Here is a 21,782-nt window from a genome sequence, read left to right on the forward strand (position 1 = left end):
CCGAACAACCGGAAGAGGAACCGTGCAGACCACCGAAGCGCCCAGAAAAGCAATCCGGTTCATGTACGCCGGACTAGCGCTGATGGCGATCGCAACGCTGGCGCCCCTGCTCGACATCGCAACGGCGGACACCCTGAGCGCCCACGTACGAGAGGCCTACCCGAACTGGCCGGAAGAACTGATCGCGATGGACCGAAACGCAATAGCGGGCTACCTAGCCGGAATCGGGGCCCTGGGAACAGCAGCCTGGCTGTGGACGATCCACGGAGTGAAAAAGCAAACCCGCTGGTCACGACCAACATCAACAACAATGTTCGCCCTGGGAGCCACAACGGCCCTGACGAACCTAACCCTCACAGGAGGCGAGTACGCAAAGGTAATCCCACCCCTACACGCAATCCTAGGAACCCTCCCAGCAATAGCAGGCCTAGCAACCATCACACTCCTCTGGCGCAGGAAATGACGCATCGGACGAATAGGCCATGCCGCGACGGCTGAAACTCCCGAGATCGCTCACCCTTGCCAGCTATGCGTGATTCATCGCGATGTAGGCACAAAACAGGCAGGTCCGAAGACTCGATGCCTCCACTCGAGAACGCCTGCGATCCGCGGCTCTGAACTGTCCGACGGGACTTGGCCTGACGACCGAGCGGAGCCCCGCCTCCGAACAACGCTGGACGCCAGCCCGCAGACCTGTCTCAGGCGGCCGCGAGCTGACCGTGTGGCCACAAACCCAACCCGCGGCATCGTCCGCCCATGACGCGGCGATTCAGCTGACACGAGGGCTGATCGTCGCTGCCAGCACCCTGCTACCAAGAGGTAAAACACCCAAAAACCCTTCCGCCGCTTCCTATATCCACCACATGATGGCAACCGAGTCCGATGAACAGAGCATCTTCAACCCAACGCACTCACGAGCTCACACGCAGGACCGGAAGGAGAAGCGGGCGAAGATCGAAGACGCCTGGGCGAAGCACTACAAACCACGAAGCAAGCGCTCTAACGCCCACGTCCGAGGAGCGGTCACAGATCTCGCGCGGGTTGACCTGGCGGACTGGCTCGCGTCGTGCGACGTCCACGATTCGCCGTCAGGCCCGGCTGCCGAACTCAAGCGCCACGACTGGAACGCTCTGCCACAGCCAAGTGCAGGAACGCTCTTCAGCTGCCCCGCGCCCGAAGATCACGACGAGGTGCGAAGGCACGCTCTGAAGCCACTCGGCGATGACGTTGCCGGGATCATCACGACGCAGACGAAGGAGCGACTGGCCAAGCGTTCAAGGAATGGACCGACGAAGAAGCCGCGTGACGGAGCCATCGGGCCACAAACGCCCATGTACAAGCACCCCACTCAAGCACTCGTAAGCACCTCAAGACGACCGACGCAAAGCGCGGACAGGAACCAACGAAGAACGCCCCACCACAACGGAGGGCCGCAGGCGCGACCCCATCAAACGACCAAGCCAGGGCGCTGACCCTTTTGACCAGACCTGAAGCACCCCGCAAGCGCACGACCCCATGGAACGACCAAGACAAAGCACTGGTCCCGACCAACCCAGGAACGCTCCGCAAGCGCGACCCCACGGAACGACCAAGACAAGGCGCTGGTCGGTGACCAGGCCGGGAACGCTCCTCCCGCAAGGAGCCCTCGAAAGGCGCCCATCGCACCGTGGGGGGCTTGGGGGGGCTCTGCCCCCCAAAATGATCCGAAAACGAGGAGAGGCGAGCGCTCCAAGCGAGCACTCGCCTCCCACCGAAGTGGAGGTGCCGGGAATCGAACCCGGGTCCTCCGTCGCCTCACCAAGACTTCTCCGTGCGCAGTCCGCTGTGTCTCTGCTCGGCTTCACCGGTCCCGCGAACTAGCCGGTGTGACAAGCCCAGTCGCTGTTTGATGTCCCACCAGGTCCCGCGACCGGACCTGGCGGTTAGAGCCTCCTAGCTGATGCCGGATCCCGGGTCGGAGGCAATCCCGGTCCGACAGAGTCGCTCCTCGCTCAGGCGGCGAGGGCGAACTCGCGCTGACTCTTGTCGGCGCTTATTCGATTGCGGCGACGCTCACGGTGGCCTCCCGCCTACACCGGCACGCTTCCCTTGGATCAACGTACGGAGTCGAAACCGTTCACCCCCTTGCAGCCGGCTCGTCTTTCGAACCGGTGTACACCAGCATAACGCCTCGCGTCCCGCCGATCATTCCCATATCCCTTAAACGATCAAGTCCCGAGCCCGAGCAGCCGGGACGGCGTGCCGTGCAGCACGGCGCGCAGGAAGTCCGGGCCGAGGCGGTCGTCGGCTTCGGCCCAGCTCGCGATGGCCGCGAGCTGTTCGGCGTACGGGTACGGGATGTTCGGGAAGTCGGTGCCCAGCACGATCCGGTCGGGGTGGGCGGCCAGCCTGGCCGGCCAGTCCGCGGGCAACGGCGCGATCCGTTCGGTGAATGCGGTTCCGATCATCGTGGTGTCGAGGTGCACGCCCGGATAGCGGTCCACGAGGTCCAGCGCCACCTCGTAGTCGGGCATGCCCGCGTGCGCCAGCACCGCGAGCAGCCGCGGGTGGCGCCGCAGCACGCCTTCGAACACGTCGAGCCCGGTGTGCTCGCCCTTCCGCGGGCCGTCGCCGCAGTGCACCACGGCCGGCACGCCCGCCTCGGCGAGCAGTCCCCATGCCGGATCGAGCAACTCGTCGCGCGGGTCGAAGGCTCCGACCTGGACGTGCACCTTCACGCACCGCGCCCCAGCGTCGAGCGCTTTGGCCAGGTAGTCCGCGACGTCGGGTTCCGGGAAGATCGTCGCTGTCGGCACCGCGTCGGGCGTGCGCCCGGCGAAGTCGATCGCCCAGTCGGTGAGCCAGGCCGCCATGTCCGGCCGGTGCGCGTAGACCAGCGGCGCGAAGGTCGTCACCCCGAGATCGCGGAGCGCCTGGATCCGGGCCTCCTCGGCGTACCGGTAGTGGATCGGCCACTCGAAGCCGTAATTCGTGCGGGCCGCGTCGAAGTAGGCCCAGACCTTGTTCAGGACCCGTTCCGGCAGGAAGTGCGTGTGGATGTCGACCAGCCCGGGCAGCCCCAACTCGGCCACCCAGGCGGGCACATCCGCGTCGCTGCGCGGCGGCACTACCGCATGCCCTTGCGAGCCCGGCCGATCGCCTTCTGCATCTCGCGGTCCGCGTCGCGCTTGGCCAGGTCCTGCCGCTTGTCGTGGGCCTTCTTGCCTCGTGCGAGGGCGAGCTCGACCTTCGCCTTCCCGTCGCTGAAGTACAGCGTCATCGGGATCAGGCTCAGCCCGCTCTCCTTGATCTTGCCGATCAGCCGGAGGATCTCGTGCTTGTGCAGCAGCAGCTTGCGGGACCGGCGCGGCTCGTGGTTGGTCCACGTGCCCTCGGTGTACTCCGGGATGTGCACGTTGCGCAGCCAGACCTCGCCGTCGTCGACGGTGGCGAAGCCGTCGACGAGCTGCGCCTTGCCCTGCCGCAGGCTCTTGACCTCGGTGCCGGTCAGCACGATGCCCGTTTCGTAGGTGTCCAGCACCGCCCAGTCGTGCCGCGCCTTGCGGTTCTGCGCGATGACCTTGCGGCCGCGTTCCTTCACCATACGAACAACTCTAGCTTTCGTGTCACGTGACTTTCGGTGCCGCAGCCTGCAACGCAGGCCGCGGCACCGGTAATCCCGCTACAGCCGGACGTACAGGCGGAGCGTCACGTAGCCGGTGATGGCCGAGACGGCCGCCGCGACGAGGAGCAGGATCGGCGAGATCAGCGCGATGTCGCCCCACTCGACGTTGGGGATGATGCCCGTGCCGAACACCGGCGACATGACCCGGTCGATGAAGGCGGCCTTGGAGATCAGCAGGCCGCCGATCGCCAGGACCGCGCCGATGAGGCCGGAGACCACGGCCTCAAGGAGGAACGGCAGCTGCGTGTACCAGCGGGTGGCGCCGACGAGGCGCATGATGCCGGTCTCGGTGCGCCGGGTGAACGCGGACAGCTGGATGGTGTTGGAGATCAGCAGCAGCGCGGCGAGCGCCTGCACCAACGCGATCGAGAACGTCGCGTTGCGGACCCCGTTGAGCACGTCGAACAGCCGGTTCAGGTACTCGGCCTGGTCGACGACGCTGTCCACGCCGGGCCGCCCGCTGAACTGCTGCTGCAGCGCCGGGAAGCGCTCCTGATCGGACAGCTTCACGCGCAGCGAGGCGGGCATCGCCTCGGCGCGGGCCACATCGCGCAGTTCGGGCTGCGACTCGAAGACCTTGTTGAAGTTCTCGAACGCCTTCTGCCGGTCCTCGAACTTCACCGACTCGACGCCCGGGACGCGCTTGAGGTCGGCCATGATGTTCGCGCACGGCTGCTGGGTGCAGTCCTTGTCGTTGGCGCTGACGTCATCGGTCATGAACACCACGACCTCGACGCGGTCCTGGTAGGTCTCCTGCATCTTGTCGATCATCCGGACCACGAGGAGACCACCGCCGAGCAGGCCGACCGAGATGGCGGTCGTCAGGATCATCGCGATGGTCATCGTCACGTTGCGCCGAAGGCCGTTGACGACCTCGCTGAATACGAAGCTCGCGCGCATCTTGTGTCAGCTTTCCTGCCGGTCGGGGGTGTTGTCCTCAGGTGCTCTCGGGGGGAGCTAGCGGCCGACGCCGTAGACGCCGCGGGCATCGTCGCGGATGACCCGGCCGAGGCTGAGCTCGACGACTCGGCGTCGCATCGAGTCGACGATGGAGTGGTCGTGGGTGGCCATGACGACCGTGGTGCCGGTGCGGTTGATCCGCTCCAGCAGCAGCATGATGTCCTGGCTGGTATCGGGGTCGAGGTTCCCGGTGGGCTCGTCGCAGAGCAGCACCAGCGGCCGGTTGACGAACGCCCGCGCGATCGCCACGCGCTGCTGCTCACCACCGGAGAGTTCGTGGGGCATCCGGTCGGCCTTGCCCTCGAGCCCCACCAGCTGCAGCACCTGCGGCACCACGCGGCGGATGTCGTTGCGGGGCTTGCCGATCACTTCCAGCGCGAAGGCGACGTTCTCCGCGACGGTCTTGTTGTTCAGCAGCCGGAAGTCCTGGAACACGCAGCCGATGCGCTGACGCAGCCGCGGGACGCGGCGCCGCGGCAGTTTGGCGACGTTCCAGTCGGCGACGAAGACCTGACCGCGGGTGGGCACGTCCTCGCGCAGCAGCAGTCGCATGAACGTCGACTTGCCGGACCCGGAGGGCCCGATGAGGAACACGAACTCGCCCTTTTCGATGCCCACCGAGACATCGTCGAGAGCGGGCCTGGTCGACGTCTTGTACGTCTTGGACACGTGCTCAAGGCGGATCACGGGGCGTGAGTTTACCTGCGACCGTTAGGGGGACATCACTCACCCGGACCGGCGGCGGAACCGTCGATCACCTGCGACTTCGTCGCCGGTCAGGGCCTCGGCGCGCGGTGCAGGTCAGGCCACGCTCTGCTGCTGGCGCCGCCAGCGGATGCCGGCCTCCAGGAACCCGTCGATGTCGCCGTCGAGCACCGCGTCGGGGTTGCCGACCTCGTGCTCGGTGCGCAGGTCCTTGACCATCTGGTACGGGTGCAGCACGTAGGACCGCATCTGGTTGCCCCAGCTCGACCCGCTGTCCTTGAGGGCGTCCAGCTCGGCGCGCTCCTCTTCCTTCTTGCGGGCCAGCAGCTTGGACTGGAGCACGCGCATCGCGGCGGCCTTGTTCTGCAGCTGCGACTTCTCGTTCTGGCAGGACACCACGATGCCGGTCGGGATGTGCGTGATGCGCACGGCGGAGTCGGTGGTGTTCACGCTCTGCCCGCCGGGCCCGGAGGAGCGGAAGACGTCGACGCGGATGTCCTTCTCCGGGATGTCGACGTGGTCGGTCTCCTCCACGACCGGCAGCACCTCGACGCCGGCGAAGGAGGTCTGCCGCCGCCCCTGGTTGTCGAACGGCGAGATGCGCACCAGCCGGTGCGTGCCCTGCTCGACGGAGAGCGTGCCGTAGGCGTAGGGGGCGTTGACCCGGAACGTCGCCGACTTCAGGCCCGCCTCTTCGGCATAGGACGTGTCGTAGACCTCGGCCGGGTAGGAGTGCCGCTCGGCCCAGCGCAGGTACATGCGCATCAGCATCTCGGCGAAGTCGGCCGCGTCGACGCCGCCGGCCTCGGCACGGATGGTCACCATCGCCTCGCGCGGGTCGTACTCGCCGGAGAGCAGGGTGCGCACCTCGAGGGCTTCGAGGTCCTTCCGGAGGCGGTCCCGCTCGTCGTCGGCCTCGGACAGCCCGGCCGGGTCGCCTTCGTCCTCGCTGAGCTCGTAGAGCACTTCGAGGTCTTCGACGCGCTGCCGCAGCTCGGTGATCTTGCGCAGTTCGGCCTGCCGGTGCACCAGCTGGCTGCTGACCCGCTGCGCGTGCTCGACGTCGTCCCACAGATCCGGCTTGGCGGCCTCGGCCTCGAGCTCGGCGATATTGGCGCGCAGGGCGTCCAGATCCATCACGCTCTCGATGCCTTCGAGGGTGTTGGACAGTTCCTTGAGCGAGGCAGCGACGTCGGGATTCACAGTGCTCAGCGTACTTCACCGGGCACGGGCCGCCCACGAGGACGGCCCGTTTCCGGTCATGAACGGTTTTGGCCGTTGTGGCGACCGCCACCGCTCACGACTGTTCGTTCCGGGGTGGTTCAGTCCGGAATCGAGTCCAGCAGCTTGATGATCGCTCGGTTGTAGGACACGGTGAAGTCCGCTGCGGCCTTCTCGTACGGGTCGGTCGCGGCCTTGGCGGCGTTCTTCGCCTCGTCCATCTTCACCGCGTACTGGGCACGAGCCGCCTCGACCAGCCCGGAGCGCTGCTTCGGGGTCAGGGAACCCGAGTAGACCAGGCGGAGGATCAGCGGGCTGCGGACGTTGTCCGGCCCCGGCTCGGTGTTCAGCCACGACTTGAAGGCGCGCTTGCCGGCGGCCGTGATCGCGTACTGCTGGCTGGAGCGCGGACCCTGCTTGCCGAGGCGCAGCAGGCCGGCGTCGGTCAGCGCGGGCAGCTCGCGGTAAACCTGGCTGCGGGTCACGCTGAAGAATCCTCCGAAGCGCTCGGTGGCGGCCGCAACCAGCTGGCCACCGGTCTTCGGACCTTCGTGCAGTAGTCCCAACAGGGCAGCGGATGTCGCATTCAGCTCGGTCACATCTGCCACGGTGCCATGCCACCGCTTCGCTGTCCACAGTGGTCCCCAGTTCTGTCCACAGTGGTTGCAGTGGACTGGTCCAAGTGGACGAACGGTTGCGCCATTGGCGCGCGCTCCGGACGACTGGCGCGGCGGCGGCCCCGGACACGGGGCGCACACGCGGGCGGCCGAGCGTCCGCACTCATTGCGACGAGCATTACCTGGGTTCGCCTGGATGGGGGGTCTTCCTGGCGCAATGAGGTGCTATCACGCCCTGGAGCTGCCCAACTACGACAGGTGACACGCACCCTGCACTTGGCCGACCAGTCGGCGGCCGATGAGGGACCGGTTCAGGAGGTGCGGAGCGTGCATCGCAGTTGGTTGCGTACCAAGGTCAACGAGAGCAAGACCAGGGTGACCAACAAGGTCACCGAGCAAGCGAAGCGAGCCAAGGCACTGGTGCCCATGCAGAGAGAGGGCGAAGCCGACGCCTGCATCGTCTGCGGCCGAGCGATGCGCCCGACGAACACGGTCCGAGGAGATGGGCGGGTCTGCTCCCCGGCGTGCGCCCGCCAATGGGCCAAAGGCCTCTCGTAGGAGAACGACCTGACAAAACGGAAAGCCCCCGACCGAAGTCGGGGGCTTTCCGTTCGAATAGTAGCGGGGACAGGATTCGAACCTGCGACCTCTGGGTTATGAGCCCAGCGAGCTACCGAGCTGCTCCACCCCGCGCCGTGTGCGTTTTTCTGTTGTACGGAGTACTTTACACACCCCGAAAAAGCCCCGAACAAGGGGGGTCCCCAAACCCCAAAACCCCCACCTCACCAGCCAAAACCCAAAGCCCCCCAGCAAAGCGACACCAGAGGGACCAACGCCCACCGAACGACCACCGAACATCCCCAAGCACCGAGCCCCGCCCAACGCAAGAACCCAACGCAAGTCTCCACACCCAGCTCACCCCAGAACCAAAAGGCTGGTCCGGAATCCAGGCCGGGAACGCTCCCCGAGCAAGGAGCCGACGAGAAGCGACCACCGCACCGTGGGGGTCTACGGGGGCTCGGCCCCCGTATGGGAATTAAAACGACGGAAAAAAGCCCCCCGACGAAGTCGGAGGGCTTCTGACCATTCGAATGGTAGCGGGGACAGGATTCGAACCTGCGACCTCTGGGTTATGAGCCCAGCGAGCTACCGAGCTGCTCCACCCCGCGTCGTTGTGTCACCAACTTTACGGGGTGATGAACCGTAGTGCAAATCCCCTGGCCGCAGAAGTGACGCACGTCATTTGCACTCGATCGGACGCCGGAAAGACGACGGGGCGGGGACCGCCTGCGCGATCCCCGCCCCTGGGCGCCGTTGCCGATCAGCCGCCGGTGCCCTGCGCCTGCTCGAAGCGCTTGATCGCGTCGTCGAGCTGCTGGTAAGCCGAGCCGAGATCGGCGAAGTTGCCGGACTGCTGGGCCTTGCGGACGTGCTCCAGGGCCGCCCGGATGTCGGTGACCGCCTGGGACAGCTGGGGGCTGCCGGGGGTCTGCTGCGGGGGCTGCTGGTTCTGGGCCGGCGGCGGCTGCTGGCCGTTCTGACCCGGGTTGGTGGCCTGCCCGGCGCCCGAGCCGAACACCTGCTCCAGCGCCCCGGACAGGGTCTCGGAGAAGCCGACCTTGCCGCCGAAGGACACCAGCACCCGGGCCAGTTGCGGATAGGAGTTCTGCTCGTTGCGCTGGATGTAGATCGGTTCGACGTACAGCAGGCCGCCGGCGACCGGGAGGGTCAGCAGGTTGCCGAAGATCGCGGTGACGTTCGGGTTGTTGAACAGCGTCCGGTTCTCGGTGACCGCCGGGGTCGACTCCATCTGGTTCTGGACCTGGTTCGGACCCGGTGTCGAGTTGTTGGTCGGCAGCCGCAGCACCGTGAGCTTGCCGTAGTTGTCCGGTTCGGACGACGCCGACACCCACGCCGCCAGGTTCTCGCGGCGCAGCGCGGTGAGGGCACTGGTCAGCTGGAACTGCGGCTCGCCCTGCTCACCGACCTGCGCGAGCACGTAGTACGGGGGCTGCTGTCCCTCGGCGCTGGCGGCGCTGCCGCGGCCGGTCGGGTCGGACGGCACCTGCCAGAAGGTCTGGTTCGAGAAGAAGTCGCCCGGGTTGTCGACGTGGTACTGGGTGAGCAGCGAGCGCTGCACCTTGAAGATGTCCTCCGGGTACCGGAAGTGGTCGCGCAGCTCAGGGGTGATCTCGCTGGCCGGCTTGACCACGCCGGGGAAGACGCCTTCCCACGCCTTGAGCACCGGGTCCTTCTCGTCGACCGAGTAGAGGTCCACGGAGCCGTCGTAGGCGTCGACGGTCGCCTTCACCGAGTTGCGGATGTAGTTGATCTGCTGGTTGGGCTGCCGCTCGACGCCGGTGAGGGTGTCGTTGGTGGCCTCGCCGAGCTCGGTCAGCTCCGCGTACGGGTAGTTGTTCAGCGTGGTGTAGCCGTCGACGATCCACTTGATCTTGCCGCCGACCACGGCCGGGTACGGGTCGCCGTCGAGCTTCAGCCACGGCGCGACCTTCTGCACCCGCTCCCGCGGGTTCCGCTCGTAGATGATCTTCGAGTCATCGCCGATCGCGCCGCTGAACAAGAAGTTCCGCTCGCCGTAGTAGGCGGCGAACACCAAGCGCTGGAACAGGTTGCCGACCGGGACACCGCCCGTGCCGGTGTAGGTGTACTGCTGCTGGTCGGTGTCGTACTCGCGGGGCGCCTCGCCCGGGTTGCCACCGACGATCGCGTAGTCGTTGCGGCCCACCAGCTCGCCGTAGTACACGCGCGGCTGCTCGACCGGGATCGCGCCCTGGCCGTTGTTGGCCACGTCGCTGATCTGGAACACCGGGTAGCCACCCTGGGTGGCGCCTTCCTTGAACGTGGAGTCGACCCGGTCGGCCGGCGCGGCGACGAAGCCGTTGCCGTGCGTGTAGACGGTGTGCCGGTTGATCCAGTTCTGCTGGTTCACGGCCAGGCCGTCGGTGTTGATCTCGCGCAGCGCGACCAGGTAGTCGCGCAGCTGGCCGTTGGCGTCCCGGTACCGGTCGACGTCCAGCTTGTCGGTGAACCCGTAGAAGTTGTACTGCTGGGTCAGCTGGGTGAACGTCGGGGCCAGCACGTTCGGGTCGAGCAACCGGATGTTCGGGATGGTGCCCTTGTCCGCGGCGACCTCGGCCGGCTGCAGCTGGGTGCGGCCCGGGTAGTCGACGAACTGGACGTTGGGCTCGCCGATGTTGAAGGCCGACTTCGTCGCCTCGAGGTTGCGCTCGATCGACTGCGCCTCCCGCTCGTTCGCGTTGGGGCGCACCGAGAACTGCTCCATCAGCGCCGGCCACACCGCGCCGACCACCACGCTGGAGAGCACCAGCAGCACCGTGGCCAGGGCCGGGATCTGCAGGTTCTTCAGGAAGATCACCGCGAAGAACGCGATCGCGCAGAACACCGCGATGCACATCAGGATCAGCTTCGCCGGCATCACCGCGTTCAGGTCGGTGTAGCTGGCACCGGTGAACAGCGGGTTGCGCTGCGACAGCAGCAGGTCGTAGCGGTCCAGGAAGTAGTCGACCGCCTTCAACAGCACGAACAGGCCCGCCAGCACGGCCAGCTGGACCCGCGCCGGCATGGACAGCTGCCCGGAGCGGCCGGCCAGCCGGATGCCGCCGAAGATGTAGTGCGTGATCAGCGCGCCGATGAAGGACACGGTGATCGCGATGAACGCCCAGGACAACAGGAACCGCCAGAACGGCAGCTCGAAGGTGTAGAAGCTGATGTCCTTGCCGAACTCGGGGTCGACCTGCCCGAACGGCACGCTGTTGAGGAAAAGCTGGAGGGTCTGCCAGTCGGCCTGCGCGGCGAGCCCGCCGATCACGCCCACCACGATCGGCAGCCCGAGCCCGAAGAGCCGGGAGCGCTCGGTGGCCACGGTGCGGTACCGGGCCAACGGGTCGTCGGGACCGCTGACCGGTACGAACACCGGCCGGTTGCGGAAGGCCAGCCACAGGTTCAGGGCAAGCACGCCGCCGAGGAAGACCGCCGCAGCCACCCCCAGCCCGGCGCGGGACAGCAGCTGGGTGGTGAAGACCTGCCGGTAGTTGACCTCACCGAACCACAGCCAGTCCACGTAGGTGCCCAGCATTCGCGATCCGGCGATCAGGGCGACCAGCACGATGCCGCCGAGGATCAGCAGGATCCGGCTTCTCCGGGACAGTTTCGGCATTCCTACCGGGGGCCGCATGGCCACAACGCACGCTCCTGGTGACGATCAGCAGGCCTGGACGGTACCGGTGGTTCGGCCGCCCTCGTGATGTTCAACTCTACGACCCCTTCGTGAAGTTCCTGGAAGCGGCTTCGCGAACTGGATTAAGCGGACATCTTTCGCAGGTCATCGGATCGGCCGGCGGCGGCCGCCCGGCCTGGCGGTGCGACCATGGCGGCATGCCACCGGAAACCCCCGAGGACCTGGCCGCGGCGCTGCCGTCGGCCGCTCGCGAGATCGAGGAGTTCGTCCACGCCGCGGGCTGGGACCAGCCCACCCAGGTGTTCGCCCTCGTGCCCACCGGCCAGTTGCTGGCCGCCGAACCCGGGCTGGCCGACCAGCTCGACCCGGCCTCGGCGCTGACCCCGATCGCGCAGGAAGCGCTGCCCGCCGAAGACCTCGCCGAGGCGTTGAGCGGCATCGCGTGGCCGGAGCAGGTGGCCGGCTGCGCGGTGGTGCAGGAGATCGTGGTGCTGCCGCCGGAGGCGGAGGCGGAGCTGCCCGGCGACAGCGAGCGGGACCGGCAGATCGCCGCCGAACACCCGGACCGCCAAGAGGCGCGGCTGGTCGCGGCGGTGCTGCGGGACGGTGGCGAGGCGTGCGTGATGCGCCTGCGCGTGTCCGATCCGGAGACCGGTGGCGAGCTCATCCAGGACCCGTCGCTGGCCCCGAACCTGCTCACCGCGCTCCACGCCACCTTCGCGGACTGACCGGTTCGCGGTGGAGGTCGGCGTGCCGATCTCCACCGCGAACGCCGTCGCGGATCAGCAGCTGGCGGGGACCTGCCCGCCGCGCAGGGCGTCGAGGGCCTTGGTCGCGTCGTCGAGGTTCGCGACCTTGGCGAGCTGCAGCCCCTCCGGCGCCTGCGTCTTGGCCTCGGCGCAGTTGTCGGCCGGAACGAGGAAGGTCGTCGCGCCCGCTTCGCGGGCCTTGACCATCTTGAACGGGATGCCGCCGATCGGGCCCACCTCGCCGGTCGGGCTGATCTCGCCGGTGCCCGCGATGAACTGACCGCCGTTGAGCTCACCCGGCGTCAGCTTGTCGATGATCGCCAGGGTGAACATCAGCCCCGCGGACGGTCCGCCCACATCGGCCAGGCTGATCTTGATGTCGAAGTTGACGTCCGGCCGCTCGATCGCGGCCACGCCCAGGAAGCCCTGCGGGTCGGTGCCCGGGTTCGGGCCCAGCTGCACGCTCGCGACCTGCTCGGGCTGATCGGTGTGGCGGAACCGGATCTCCACCCGGTCGCCGGGCTTGGTGCCGACCAGCGCCGCCTTCAACGAGGCCGGATCGGTGACCGGCTTGCCGTTGGCGGCCAGCAGGTGATCGCCGGGCTCCAGGACGCCGTCCGCCGGGCTGCCCTTGACGATCTCGCCGACCAGGACCTTCATCGGGTAGCCGAGGTAGCGCAGGGCCGCGGTCTCGGCGGTGGTCTGCGAGTCGCTGAAGGCCTTGGTGTTCTCCTGCTCGATCTCCTGCTCGGACTTGTCCGGCGGGAAGTACAGCTCGCGCGGCGCCAGCGCGTACCGGCCGCTCACCCACAGCCCCAACGCGCCGAACAGGGACAGCTGATCGGTCACCGACACCGTCGTCATGTTCAGGTGCCCGCCGGTCGGGAAGGTCTGCTGCCCGTCGATGCCGATCACGGGGACGTTCCCGTCCATCCCGAGGGTGTCGTAGGTCGGACCCGGCCCGAGCGCCACGTACGGCACCCGGACGAACGCGCCGAGCAGACCGAAGGCGACTACCAGTACGACACTTGTCAGCAGCGTCCACGTACGGCGGTTCACGAGGTGACAGCGTACGTGTTCGCGTCCAGCGAGCTCCGGACACCTTCTGTGAGGTGGCGAAGGCCGCGTACCGTGGAACTATGACCAACTTGCCGTTCGGGTTCAGCTCGCAGGACCCCGACGATCCCGACAAGGGCGACTCGTCGCAAGGCCGCTCTGAGGGCGGCGCCGGTGGCTCCGGGGACCTTCCCGGTTTCGGCTTCGGCGGCATGCCCGGACCGGGCGGCATGCCGAACTTCGACATCGGCCAGCTCGGCCAGATGTTGACCCAACTCGGGCAGGCGCTCAGCCACTCCGGCAGCGGCGGCTCCGGGCCGGTGAACTACGAGCTCGCCAAGCAACTCGCGGTGCAGCAGCTGCACAACAACCAGCGCACCGAGCGCCCGAGCCAGGACCAGGTCAAGGCGATCGAGGACGCGATCCGGCTGGCCGAGCTGTGGCTGGACGCAACCACCTCGCTGCCCGCCGGCGTCCGGTCGGTGCAGACCTGGTCGTCGGTGGACTGGGTGGAGAAGACCCTGCCCACCTGGCAGCGGCTGTGCGACCCGGTCGCGCAGCGGATGTCCAGCGCCTGGCTGGAGGCGCTGCCGGAGGAGGCGAAGCAGGCCGCGGGCCCGCTGCTGTCGATGCTCGGCCAGATGGGCGGGATGACCTTCGGCTCGCAGCTCGGCAACGGCCTCGCCCAGCTCGGCGGCGAGGTGCTGACCTCCACCGACGTCGGCCTGCCGCTCGCCCCGGCCGGTACCGCGGCGCTGCTGCCCGCGAACATCGAGCGCTTCATCGAGGGCCTGGACCGGCCCATCAGCGAGGCGACCGTGTTCCTCGCCGCCCGCGAGGCCGCGCACCACCGGCTGTTCAGTCACGTCCCGTGGCTCGGCCAGCGGCTCCTGGCGACCGTGGAGGAGTACGCCCGCGGCATCCACATCGACACCTCGGCGCTGGAGGACCTGGCCGGCAAGGTCGATCCGACCAACCCGAGCTCGATGCAGGAGCTGATGGGCTCCGGGATGCTCGAGCCCAAGACCACTCCCGAGCAGCAGGTCGCGCTGAACCGGCTGGAGACGCTGCTCGCGCTGGTCGAGGGCTGGGTCGACGTGGTCGTCGCCGACGCCGTCGGCGATCGGCTGCCGGGCGCCGGTGCGCTGGGCGAAACCGTCCGGCGGCGGCGCGCGACCGGCGGGCCGGCGGAGCAGACCTTCGCCACGCTCATCGGCCTGGAGCTGCGGCCCCGCCGGATGCGGGACGCCGCGAACCTGTGGCGGCTGATGACCGAGCGGCACGGCGTCGAGAGCCGGGACCGGGTCTGGGACCACCCCGACCTGCTGCCGGACAGCTCGGACCTGGACGAGCCGCTGGACTTCGCCGACCGCTGGGGCTCGGGCTCCGCGGACCTGGACGACCCGATCGCCGCGATCCGCCGCGCCGAGGCCGACGAGGCGGCGAAGGCCGACGACGAGGGCGACGACTCGCCGAAGCGCGACGAGAACTGACCGAGCGGACGGGGCACTTCCGGACTCCCGGAGGTGCCCCTCGTCATGTGCGGGCTTCGGCCTCTTCCGCGTCGTCGTCCAGCCCGATGCCGAGCTGGGCGGCCGCGGACACCCCCTCCAGGTAGCCGATGGCCCGCTCGGTCTTCGGGTAGCGGCGGACCCACTTCCAGAAGTCGGCCCCGTGGCCGGGCACCAGCAGGTGTGCGAGCTCGTGCACGAGCACGTAATCGAGCACCCATCCGGGTACATCTCGGAGGCGCTGACTCACCCGAATGGTGGCATCGCTGGGCGTGCAGGAAGCCCACCTCGTGCGCATCGGTGGCACCCACCGAACGCCCTGCGGTTGCGCCCTGCCTTCGAGGTGCTTCGCGGACAGCTCGCGGCACCGCTGGAGCAGTGCTTCGTCTGATTCCCGCGCGGGCGAGCGCCGACGCGTCTCACTGCGTTGGAGGCGGCTGAGCATGTCCGCCACCCAGCGCTTTTCCTCCGCGCGGCTCATCCGCGCCGGGAGAAGCACCACGATCTTGTCACCGTCGCGATAGGCGCTCACCGTCTGTCGGCGGCGCTTGCTGCGGCGCACCTCGACCTGGGGTTCAGCCACGGGAGTGGACCTTAGCGAGTGCGCCTGACAAACGGCCCGCGCTGTGAGCCGGACCTCAGCGCCTACGCATCGTGATCCCCCGAGGGATTACTCCATTAAGTCGAACATGCGATGCTCGTAATGCATGCATGTCGAATGGCCCACATGTACCGTTCCCCCAGCCGCCCGGAGGTGGGCAGAAGAGCCAGCAACGACGCTGGATCACGACATGAAGGAGGGGAGCCGTGGCCGAGACGTACAACGGCTACTGCGTGAAGTGCCGGGAGAAGCGCGACTTTTCCGGTGAGGTCTCGGAGACCAACGGTCGCCGAATGGCGAAGGGCACCTGCCCGGTCTGCGGCACCAAGATGACCCGCATCCTCGGCAAGGCGTGACCGGGCACGGGTGGGCCGCCGCTCGGGCCGCCCACCCGCCCGCATCTCCGACGCATCGCTCCGGCGTTCGACATCGCACCCGCCGCGCCGGAGCGCCAGGGGGATAGATCCGTGCTCAGCTCGGCCCGGAGGGCTGACGAGCCGACTCGTTCGCCCTTGTCCGGCGGAATCGCGAATGCGACCGGTGGCGCAAACCTGACGGCCAACACGTCGATCACGCCCCAAGGCGCCGCAGGGAACCTCTAGCATGTGAGTGGGTTTCTCGATTTCGAAAACGTCTTCGGACATCGAGAGGGTTTTCCTGCGCGCACCAAGGAGAATTCGTGGCCGACATTCCCCGCCGGGCGGCACACCGCACCGCGAAGCTCGCCAGCCTGCCGCTCGGTGTCGCCGGCCGCCTGGCCGCCGGGTGGGGGAAGCGGCTCACCGGGCAGAATCCGGCAGAGATCAGCGCCGAGGTGTCGGCCAAGACCGCGGAGCAGGTGTTCGCGGTCCTCGGCCAGCTCAAGGGCGGCGCGATGAAGTTCGGCCAGGCGCTGAGCGTGTTCGAGGCCGCCGTGCCGGACGAGATGGCCGGCCCGTACCGCGAGGCGCTGACGAAGCTGCAATCCGCCGCGCCGCCGATGCCCGCGAGCAGCGTGCACCGGGTGCTCACCGAGCAGCTGGGCTCCGCCTGGCGGAAGCGGTTCGCCGAGTTCGACGACGCCCCCGCCGCGGCGGCGAGCATCGGGCAGGTGCACCGGGCGACCTGGCACGACGGCCGCGAGGTCGCGGTCAAGGTCCAGTACCCGGGCGCGGACGAGGCGCTGCGCTCCGACCTGCGCCAGCTGATCCGCTTCTCCCGCCTCTTCCAGTCGCTGGCCCCCGGCGCCGAGGTCAAGCCGCTGCTCGCGGAACTCCAGGACCGGATGGTCGAGGAGCTCGACTACCGCACCGAGGCCGACAACCAGCGGGCGTTCGCCAAGGCGTTCCGGGACGACGATGCCGTCCTGGTCCCGGCCGTGATCGCCAGCGCCCCGAAGGTGGTCGTCACGGAGTGGGTGACGGGCAAGCCGTACGCCCAGATCATCGCCGACGGGGAACGGGAGGAGCGCGACGCGGCGGGGCGGCTGCTCGCCGAGTTCCACTACTCCGCGCCCGCCCGGGCCGGCCTGCTGCACGCCGACCCGCATCCCGGCAACTTCATGCTGATGCCGGACGGCAGGCTCTGCGTGATCGATTTCGGCGCGGTCTCCCGGCTGCCCAACGGCGTGCCCGCGACGTTCGGCCGCATGGTCCGGCTCGCCCTGGAGGACAAGTCCGCCGAGCTGCTGGAACTGCTGCGCGCGGAGCGGTTCGTGCAGGGCGACCGGGAGATCCAGGCCGAGGACGTGCTGGCCTACCTGGCGCCGTTCGTGGACCCGATCCGCACGCCGAAGTTCCACTTCACCCGGCGCTGGTTGCAGCGCCAGGCCGAGCGGGTCGGCGACCTGCGCAGTCCGGACTTCCGGACGGGGCGGTCGCTGAACCTCCCGCCGGACTACCTGCTGATCCACCGGGTCACGCTGGGTGCCACCGGGATCCTCTGCCAGCTCGACGCCGAGGTCGGCGCCCGCGACATCATCGCCCGGTGGCAGCCGGGCTTCTCCGACTGATAGCCCACCGGCGGACCGCGGCCCGGACGGGCCTCAGCTCGCCGGCCTGGTGCCGACGTGGACCGTGTTCGCCGTCAGGTAGTACACGTCGTCGCGGTTTCCGGCGTAGTGCTCGCCGGATTCGTCGAGCAGCTCGTCCAGCGCCGCCAGGTCCTCCGGCCCGACGCGGTTCTCCGCGTCCCTGCGGAGGAACTGCAACCGGCGGAGCACCGCCTGCAGGGCGACTCCGGACACCGGAGCCGGGCGGTCCACGAGGTAGCTCCACGACCGCACGTCGGCCAGGCCGGCCTCGGACAGCGCCTTGCCCCACCCCACCGGCATCCGGACCGTGCCGGTCATCTCCGCCCGCATCTGCCGGAACCAGTCCTGGCGGGCGGCGGTCAACCGGGCTTCCAGCCCCGGCTCGGCGAGGCCGACGTCCGGCGGCAGCACCTTCGTGTCGAGCCCGAACTCGACGATCGCCAGCCGCCCGCCCGGGCGCACCAGGTTCGCCAATCGGCGCACGCCGGCCAGTTGGTCGGGCAGGTGGTGCACGACGAACGCCGCGAAGACCACGTCGGCCTGCGCGGGAGCCCCGGCCTTCTCGGTGGCCTCCGCGAGCGAGTCGTCGGCGGCGTCCGCCTGGACGGCGTGGACCTCGACCCGGTCGGAGACCTCCTTGACGCGGGCTTCCGCCGCCGCGAGCAGTTGCGGCGCCGTGTCCACGATGGTGAGCGCTCCACCGGAATCCGCCAGCTCCGCCGCGAACGCCGCCGCCGTTCCGCCCGCTCCGGCGCCGATCTCGATCACGGTGCGATCGGTCGGGCGCAGCAGCTTCGCGACGAGTTCGGCGATCTCCGGCGCGTTCAGCTCATCGCCGTCCCGGAGCCGCTGCAGGTGTTCGTCCCAGTCGATGTTGTCGTGCGAGTGTCCGGTCACGAGGCATCACGATACTGGCAATGCCCCGGCCGGTGCTCTGTGTTGTCAAAGTGCGCGAGCGCTCGAGCGCATCGAGTCTCGTCCTGCGCAAGGGATTCCGGTCGCCGGGTCCGCGGGCTTCCCGGCCGGCGGACGCGGTCGGGAAGCCCGCATGGGACGGCTCCTGGAACCCGTTGCGGTGCAAGGTGGTTCAACACCGCCATCGAGTCCTACCGAGCCGATTCCGGGCGGCTCACGGACATCGGGACGCCTCCTGCGCGCGGCGACCGGCGTAGTCGGCGAGCCAGCGCCACCAGCGGCCGGCCGAGATCTCCCGGGCCAGCCGTTGTCGGTGCGCTTCGTCGATCAGCTCGTTACTTCGTATCCGGGACAGGTCCTCGGGCATGAACATCCTTACCTCGCTCTTGATCCGGTTTCCGGTGATGGGGTCGATGGTTCGGTGGTACGTCATGCCGCTCGCTCCTGACCTCGCCGCGCGGGCCGGCCCGCGGCCGGGGTGTCGGCGGGCAGCGGGTGCTTGCGCGGACGGCCGCGCGGACGCTTGCGGGCCACCACCGCGCCGCGCTCGAAGATCTCGCCACCCCAGACGCCCCACGGCTCGCCGCGGGACAGCGCGCCGGCCAGGCACTCGGCCTTGATCGGGCAGTCGGCGCACAGCGACTTGGCCTGGTCCAGCTCCCGCGGGTTCTCGGCGAACCACAGGTCGGGGTCCTGGCGGCAGGGCAGTCGGCTTTCGAGCGTCGTGGGGCTGCCGAACAGGCCGGCCACGGTGTCCTCGTCTGCCAGCAAGCCCTCGCCCGAGCTGGATATCGGCACACTCGCGGTCAACATGAAACTTCCTCCAGTAGTCGATCGGCGGCAGGTTGTGGATGAAGGGAAAACGGGAACGACAAGAAGGCCGCGGACCCGTTCGCGGGTCCGCGGCCTTCGAGAAGCCTGAGAGACGTTCCTAGATCAGTGGATCGAAGAATCGCCTACGAACGGACCGGCATGGGTCGACAACGGTCTGCGGAACCGCACGGAACCAACGCGGCTTGAACTCACGACCATTGCCAGCTTCATACTCGGCAACAGCTGGGATTGGCGCGAAAGTGCCGCGGGACAGCGCGATGGCCCCGGCCATGAGGTGGCGCGGGGTGCTCGACATCAGAATCGTGGACACCAAGGCCACCTCCCTTCGGGGATCAGGGCCGCGGTTTCTCCCAACCACGGCTCGCGCTCTTGCAGGTTATTGGCACCACCGTGCCGGTCGCAACGTATTTTTCGAAGAATCCGCTCGATCGCCTGAAAAACCCTTACGACCAGGCGTTTCAGCGCATGTCGCGGCGGTCACCCTGGGTCAGTGCGAGGACGTCGGAGCCGAACTTCTGCAGCTTCGAAGCCCCGATCCCGGAAATGCCGACCAATGCGGTCTCGTCCAGCGGCCGCTGCTCGGCGATCGCGGTCAGCGTCGCGTCGGTGAACACCACGTACGCGGGCACCTTCAGCTGCCGGGCCCGCTCGCTGCGCCACGCCTTCAACTGCGACAGCAGATCTTCGTCCACATCAGACGGGCAGTCCGCGCAGCGACCGAGCTTGATGTCCATCGTGCCCGTCAGGACGACGTTGCAGATGCGGCAATGCGGCTTCGCGGCCTTCGCGGGTCGCGACAGCAGCTCGCGCTGCTTGACCTTGTTGGGCAACGCCGCCGGATGTTCGTCCGGCACCAGGCTGTACAGGAAGCGGCTGCGCCGGCGGTAGCGGCGGCCACCTGCACGCGCCAGCGCCCATGACAGGGAGAGGTGCTCGCGGGCGCGGGTGACCCCGACGTAGAGCAGGCGGCGTTCCTCCTCCACGGCCGCGTCGGTGTCGGCGTGCATGATCGGCAGGGTTCCCTCGACCAGACCCACCAGGAACACCGCGTCCCATTCGAGGCCCTTCGCCGCGTGCAGCGAGGCCAGGGTGACGCCCTCGACGGTCGGCGGATGCTGGGACTCGGCACGCGCGTCGAGTTCCGCGACGTAGCGGGCCAGCCCCGCATCGGGCTCCGCGGCGGTCAGCTCCTCCGCGAGCTCCACCAGCGCGATCAGCGACTCCCATCGCTCACGCGCGGCGCCGCCGGCAGGAGGCTCATCGGTCAGGCCGACTTCGCGGAGCACCGAACGGACGGTCGCGGGCAGATCCTCTTCACCGGCGCCGTGCGCGATCGCGGTGCGCAGCGTGGCCATCGCCTGCCGCACCTCCGCCCGCGCGAAGAACCGTTCGCCACCGCGCACCTGGTAGGGGATCTCGGCGTCGGACAGCGCCTTCTCGTAGACCTCCGACTGCGCGTTGACCCGGAACAGCACCGCGATCTCCGACAGCGCGATGCCTCGCTTGGCCAGCTGAGCGATCTTGCGCGCGATCGCCTCGGCCTCGTCGGTCTCGTCGTCGTACTCGGCGAAATCCGGCCGGGGCCCGTCCGGGCGTTGTCCGACCAGCTTCAGCCGGGTGCCGGCCGGCCGTTCCCGCGCCGCGCCGATGACCTGGTTGGCCAGGCCCACCACCTGCGGCGTCGACCGGTAGTCCCGCTCCAGGCGCACCACCGTCGCCTCCGGGTACTTGCGCGGGAAGCCGATCAGCCACTTCGGTGACGCACCGGCGAACGAGTAGATCGTCTGGTTCGCGTCTCCCACCACCGTGAGGTCGTCGCGGTTGCCCACCCACGAGTCGAGCACCCGCTGCTGCAGCGGGTTGACGTCCTGGTACTCGTCCACGACGAACGACCGGTACCGGCCGCGGAACTCCTCGGCGATCTCCGGCTGGTCCTCCAGGATCGCCGCGATGTGCAGCAACAGGTCGTCGAAGTCCAGCATCTGCGCCCTGTTCTTGACCTGCTCGTAGGTCGCGAAGGCCTTGCTGAGCTGCTCCGGCAGGATCGGCACCTCCCGCCCGGCGGCGGCCGCGGCGGCCGGGTACTGCTCGGGCCCGATCAGCGACGACTTGGCCCACTCGATCTCGCCGGCCAGGTCCCGGACGTCCTCCCGCTCGGTGGACAGCCCGAGCTTGTTCGCCGCCTGCATGACCAGCCGGAACTTGTTGTCCGCCAGCTGCCACATCTGCGTCTCGTGCACCCGCGGCCAGAAGTAGCGCAGTTGCCGGAAGGCCGCGGCGTGGAAGGTCTGCGCCTGCACGCCGGCCGCGCCGAGCGCGCGCAGCCGGGTGCGCATCTCCCCCGCCGCTCGGGCGGTGAAGGTCACCGCGAGCACCTGCTGCGGTGCGACGAGGCCGCGCTGCACGAGGTAGGCGATGCGATGGGTGATCGTGCGCGTCTTCCCGGTGCCCGCGCCCGCCAGGACGCACACGGGGCCGCGTGGTGCGACGACCGCCTGCCGCTGCTCCGGATCCAAACCTTCCAGGAGTCGCGGCTGCTCGGTCATGCCCGGCATCTTCGCAGACCTGCTCCCCCGCTCGGGGCCACACCCCGGCACCCGCAACCGCGTGTCGGGCGTGATCCGCCGCCGAAAACCGGGCGCGCAGCCGCGCTGAACTGCGGCGGAAGGCGGCTCACGCGGACGTGCGGAGCCGGCCGGGAAGGTCCCGGCCGACTCCT

The 21,782-nt window shown here is 68.7% G+C and carries 19 protein-coding genes, 2 tRNA genes and 1 other RNA gene; 6 read left to right on the forward strand and 16 right to left on the reverse strand.

The genetic code is table 11. The annotated features are described in order from the left end of the window. The first annotated feature begins 22 nt into the window (after positions 1 to 22). Positions 23 to 463 carry a hypothetical protein gene (locus ACWEV3_RS36700; protein WP_452618309.1) on the forward strand — a complete coding sequence of 147 codons (441 nt, stop codon included), beginning with the start codon at positions 23 to 25 and terminating at the stop codon, positions 461 to 463. A 1,290-nt stretch (positions 464 to 1,753) separates the two neighbouring features. Here ACWEV3_RS36700 and ssrA read toward each other — a convergent pair. The 7 genes from ssrA to ACWEV3_RS36735 form a co-directional block, all read right to left on the reverse strand. Then, positions 1,754 to 2,124, reverse strand: a transfer-messenger RNA (tmRNA) gene (gene ssrA, locus ACWEV3_RS36705). A gap of 83 nt (positions 2,125 to 2,207) precedes the next feature. Beyond that, complete coding sequence (locus ACWEV3_RS36710) at positions 2,208 to 3,107, reverse strand: amidohydrolase family protein (RefSeq protein ID WP_452618310.1); 900 nt, start codon at positions 3,105 to 3,107, stop codon at positions 2,208 to 2,210. Next, positions 3,107 to 3,583 (reverse strand): SsrA-binding protein SmpB, encoded by a 477-nt coding sequence (gene smpB / locus ACWEV3_RS36715; RefSeq protein WP_132482298.1) that lies wholly within the window; start codon positions 3,581 to 3,583, stop codon positions 3,107 to 3,109. The genes ACWEV3_RS36710 and smpB overlap by 1 nt, the downstream gene beginning before the upstream one ends. Before the next feature lie 78 nt (positions 3,584 to 3,661). Further along, positions 3,662 to 4,564, reverse strand: coding sequence for a permease-like cell division protein FtsX (ftsX, locus tag ACWEV3_RS36720; protein ID WP_452618311.1), 903 nt, complete (start codon positions 4,562 to 4,564; stop codon positions 3,662 to 3,664). A gap of 57 nt (positions 4,565 to 4,621) precedes the next feature. After that, positions 4,622 to 5,311, reverse strand: coding sequence for a cell division ATP-binding protein FtsE (ftsE, locus tag ACWEV3_RS36725; RefSeq protein WP_093262250.1), 690 nt, complete (start codon positions 5,309 to 5,311; stop codon positions 4,622 to 4,624). A 114-nt stretch (positions 5,312 to 5,425) separates the two neighbouring features. Next, positions 5,426 to 6,532 carry a peptide chain release factor 2 gene (prfB, locus tag ACWEV3_RS36730; protein WP_358577017.1) on the reverse strand — a complete coding sequence of 369 codons (1,107 nt, stop codon included), beginning with the start codon at positions 6,530 to 6,532 and terminating at the stop codon, positions 5,426 to 5,428. 119 nt (positions 6,533 to 6,651) lie between these two features. After that, the gene (locus ACWEV3_RS36735) at positions 6,652 to 7,149 is read right to left on the reverse strand and encodes a PadR family transcriptional regulator (RefSeq protein ID WP_165968011.1); all 498 of its coding nucleotides are present in this window, start codon (positions 7,147 to 7,149) and stop codon (positions 6,652 to 6,654) included. 276 nt (positions 7,150 to 7,425) lie between these two features. Here ACWEV3_RS36735 and ACWEV3_RS36740 point away from each other — a divergent pair, with 276 nt between their 5' ends. Further along, the gene (locus ACWEV3_RS36740; protein ID WP_452618312.1) at positions 7,426 to 7,725 is read left to right on the forward strand and encodes a hypothetical protein; all 300 of its coding nucleotides are present in this window, start codon (positions 7,426 to 7,428) and stop codon (positions 7,723 to 7,725) included. 61 nt (positions 7,726 to 7,786) lie between these two features. On the opposite strand, the gene ACWEV3_RS36745 is transcribed toward ACWEV3_RS36740, so the two are convergent. The 3 genes from ACWEV3_RS36745 to ACWEV3_RS36755 all read right to left on the reverse strand — a co-directional run bounded on the left by ACWEV3_RS36745 (position 7,787) and on the right by ACWEV3_RS36755 (position 11,383). Continuing rightward, a tRNA-Met gene (locus tag ACWEV3_RS36745) sits at positions 7,787 to 7,860 on the reverse strand. A 399-nt stretch (positions 7,861 to 8,259) separates the two neighbouring features. After that, a tRNA-Met gene (locus ACWEV3_RS36750) sits at positions 8,260 to 8,336 on the reverse strand. 152 nt (positions 8,337 to 8,488) lie between these two features. Continuing rightward, the gene (locus tag ACWEV3_RS36755; RefSeq protein ID WP_452618340.1) at positions 8,489 to 11,383 is read right to left on the reverse strand and encodes a UPF0182 family protein; all 2,895 of its coding nucleotides are present in this window, start codon (positions 11,381 to 11,383) and stop codon (positions 8,489 to 8,491) included. Between the two features lie 200 nt (positions 11,384 to 11,583). Between ACWEV3_RS36755 and ACWEV3_RS36760 the strand changes: the two genes are divergently transcribed. Beyond that, entirely contained in the window at positions 11,584 to 12,114 is a 531-nt protein-coding gene (locus ACWEV3_RS36760; RefSeq protein ID WP_452618313.1) for a PPA1309 family protein, read from the forward strand. 54 nt (positions 12,115 to 12,168) lie between these two features. On the opposite strand, the gene ACWEV3_RS36765 is transcribed toward ACWEV3_RS36760, so the two are convergent. After that, a complete protein-coding gene (locus tag ACWEV3_RS36765; protein ID WP_452618314.1) occupies positions 12,169 to 13,194 on the reverse strand; it encodes a YlbL family protein in 1,026 nt (341 codons plus the stop codon). Positions 13,195 to 13,274: 80 nt separating this feature from the next. Here ACWEV3_RS36765 and ACWEV3_RS36770 point away from each other — a divergent pair, with 80 nt between their 5' ends. Further along, the gene (locus ACWEV3_RS36770) at positions 13,275 to 14,684 is read left to right on the forward strand and encodes a zinc-dependent metalloprotease (RefSeq protein WP_452618315.1); all 1,410 of its coding nucleotides are present in this window, start codon (positions 13,275 to 13,277) and stop codon (positions 14,682 to 14,684) included. 43 nt (positions 14,685 to 14,727) lie between these two features. Here ACWEV3_RS36770 and ACWEV3_RS36775 read toward each other — a convergent pair whose 3' ends face one another. Then, positions 14,728 to 15,285 (reverse strand): M48 metallopeptidase family protein, encoded by a 558-nt coding sequence (locus tag ACWEV3_RS36775; protein ID WP_452618316.1) that lies wholly within the window; start codon positions 15,283 to 15,285, stop codon positions 14,728 to 14,730. A 224-nt stretch (positions 15,286 to 15,509) separates the two neighbouring features. Here ACWEV3_RS36775 and ACWEV3_RS36780 point away from each other — a divergent pair, with 224 nt between their 5' ends. Together ACWEV3_RS36780 and ACWEV3_RS36785 are read left to right on the forward strand one after the other, a co-directional pair. After that, entirely contained in the window at positions 15,510 to 15,659 is a 150-nt protein-coding gene (locus tag ACWEV3_RS36780) for a DUF5679 domain-containing protein (RefSeq protein ID WP_010693945.1), read from the forward strand. Between the two features lie 323 nt (positions 15,660 to 15,982). Continuing rightward, positions 15,983 to 17,293 carry an ABC1 kinase family protein gene (locus tag ACWEV3_RS36785; RefSeq protein WP_452618317.1) on the forward strand — a complete coding sequence of 437 codons (1,311 nt, stop codon included), beginning with the start codon at positions 15,983 to 15,985 and terminating at the stop codon, positions 17,291 to 17,293. Between the two features lie 33 nt (positions 17,294 to 17,326). Here the strand turns inward: ACWEV3_RS36785 and ACWEV3_RS36790 are convergent, their stop codons facing one another. The 4 genes from ACWEV3_RS36790 to ACWEV3_RS36805 form a co-directional block, all read right to left on the reverse strand. Beyond that, positions 17,327 to 18,211 carry a class I SAM-dependent methyltransferase gene (locus tag ACWEV3_RS36790; RefSeq protein WP_452618318.1) on the reverse strand — a complete coding sequence of 295 codons (885 nt, stop codon included), beginning with the start codon at positions 18,209 to 18,211 and terminating at the stop codon, positions 17,327 to 17,329. 232 nt (positions 18,212 to 18,443) lie between these two features. Then, positions 18,444 to 18,662 carry a hypothetical protein gene (locus tag ACWEV3_RS36795; RefSeq protein ID WP_452618319.1) on the reverse strand — a complete coding sequence of 73 codons (219 nt, stop codon included), beginning with the start codon at positions 18,660 to 18,662 and terminating at the stop codon, positions 18,444 to 18,446. Beyond that, positions 18,659 to 19,042, reverse strand: coding sequence for a WhiB family transcriptional regulator (locus ACWEV3_RS36800; protein ID WP_132483284.1), 384 nt, complete (start codon positions 19,040 to 19,042; stop codon positions 18,659 to 18,661). Before ACWEV3_RS36800 ends, ACWEV3_RS36795 begins: the two co-directional genes overlap by 4 nt. A gap of 479 nt (positions 19,043 to 19,521) precedes the next feature. Next, entirely contained in the window at positions 19,522 to 21,609 is a 2,088-nt protein-coding gene (locus ACWEV3_RS36805) for an ATP-dependent DNA helicase UvrD2 (protein ID WP_452618320.1), read from the reverse strand. Positions 21,610 to 21,782 lie beyond the last annotated feature (173 nt).

It is taken from the genome of Saccharopolyspora sp. NPDC003752, from assembly GCF_053605825.1.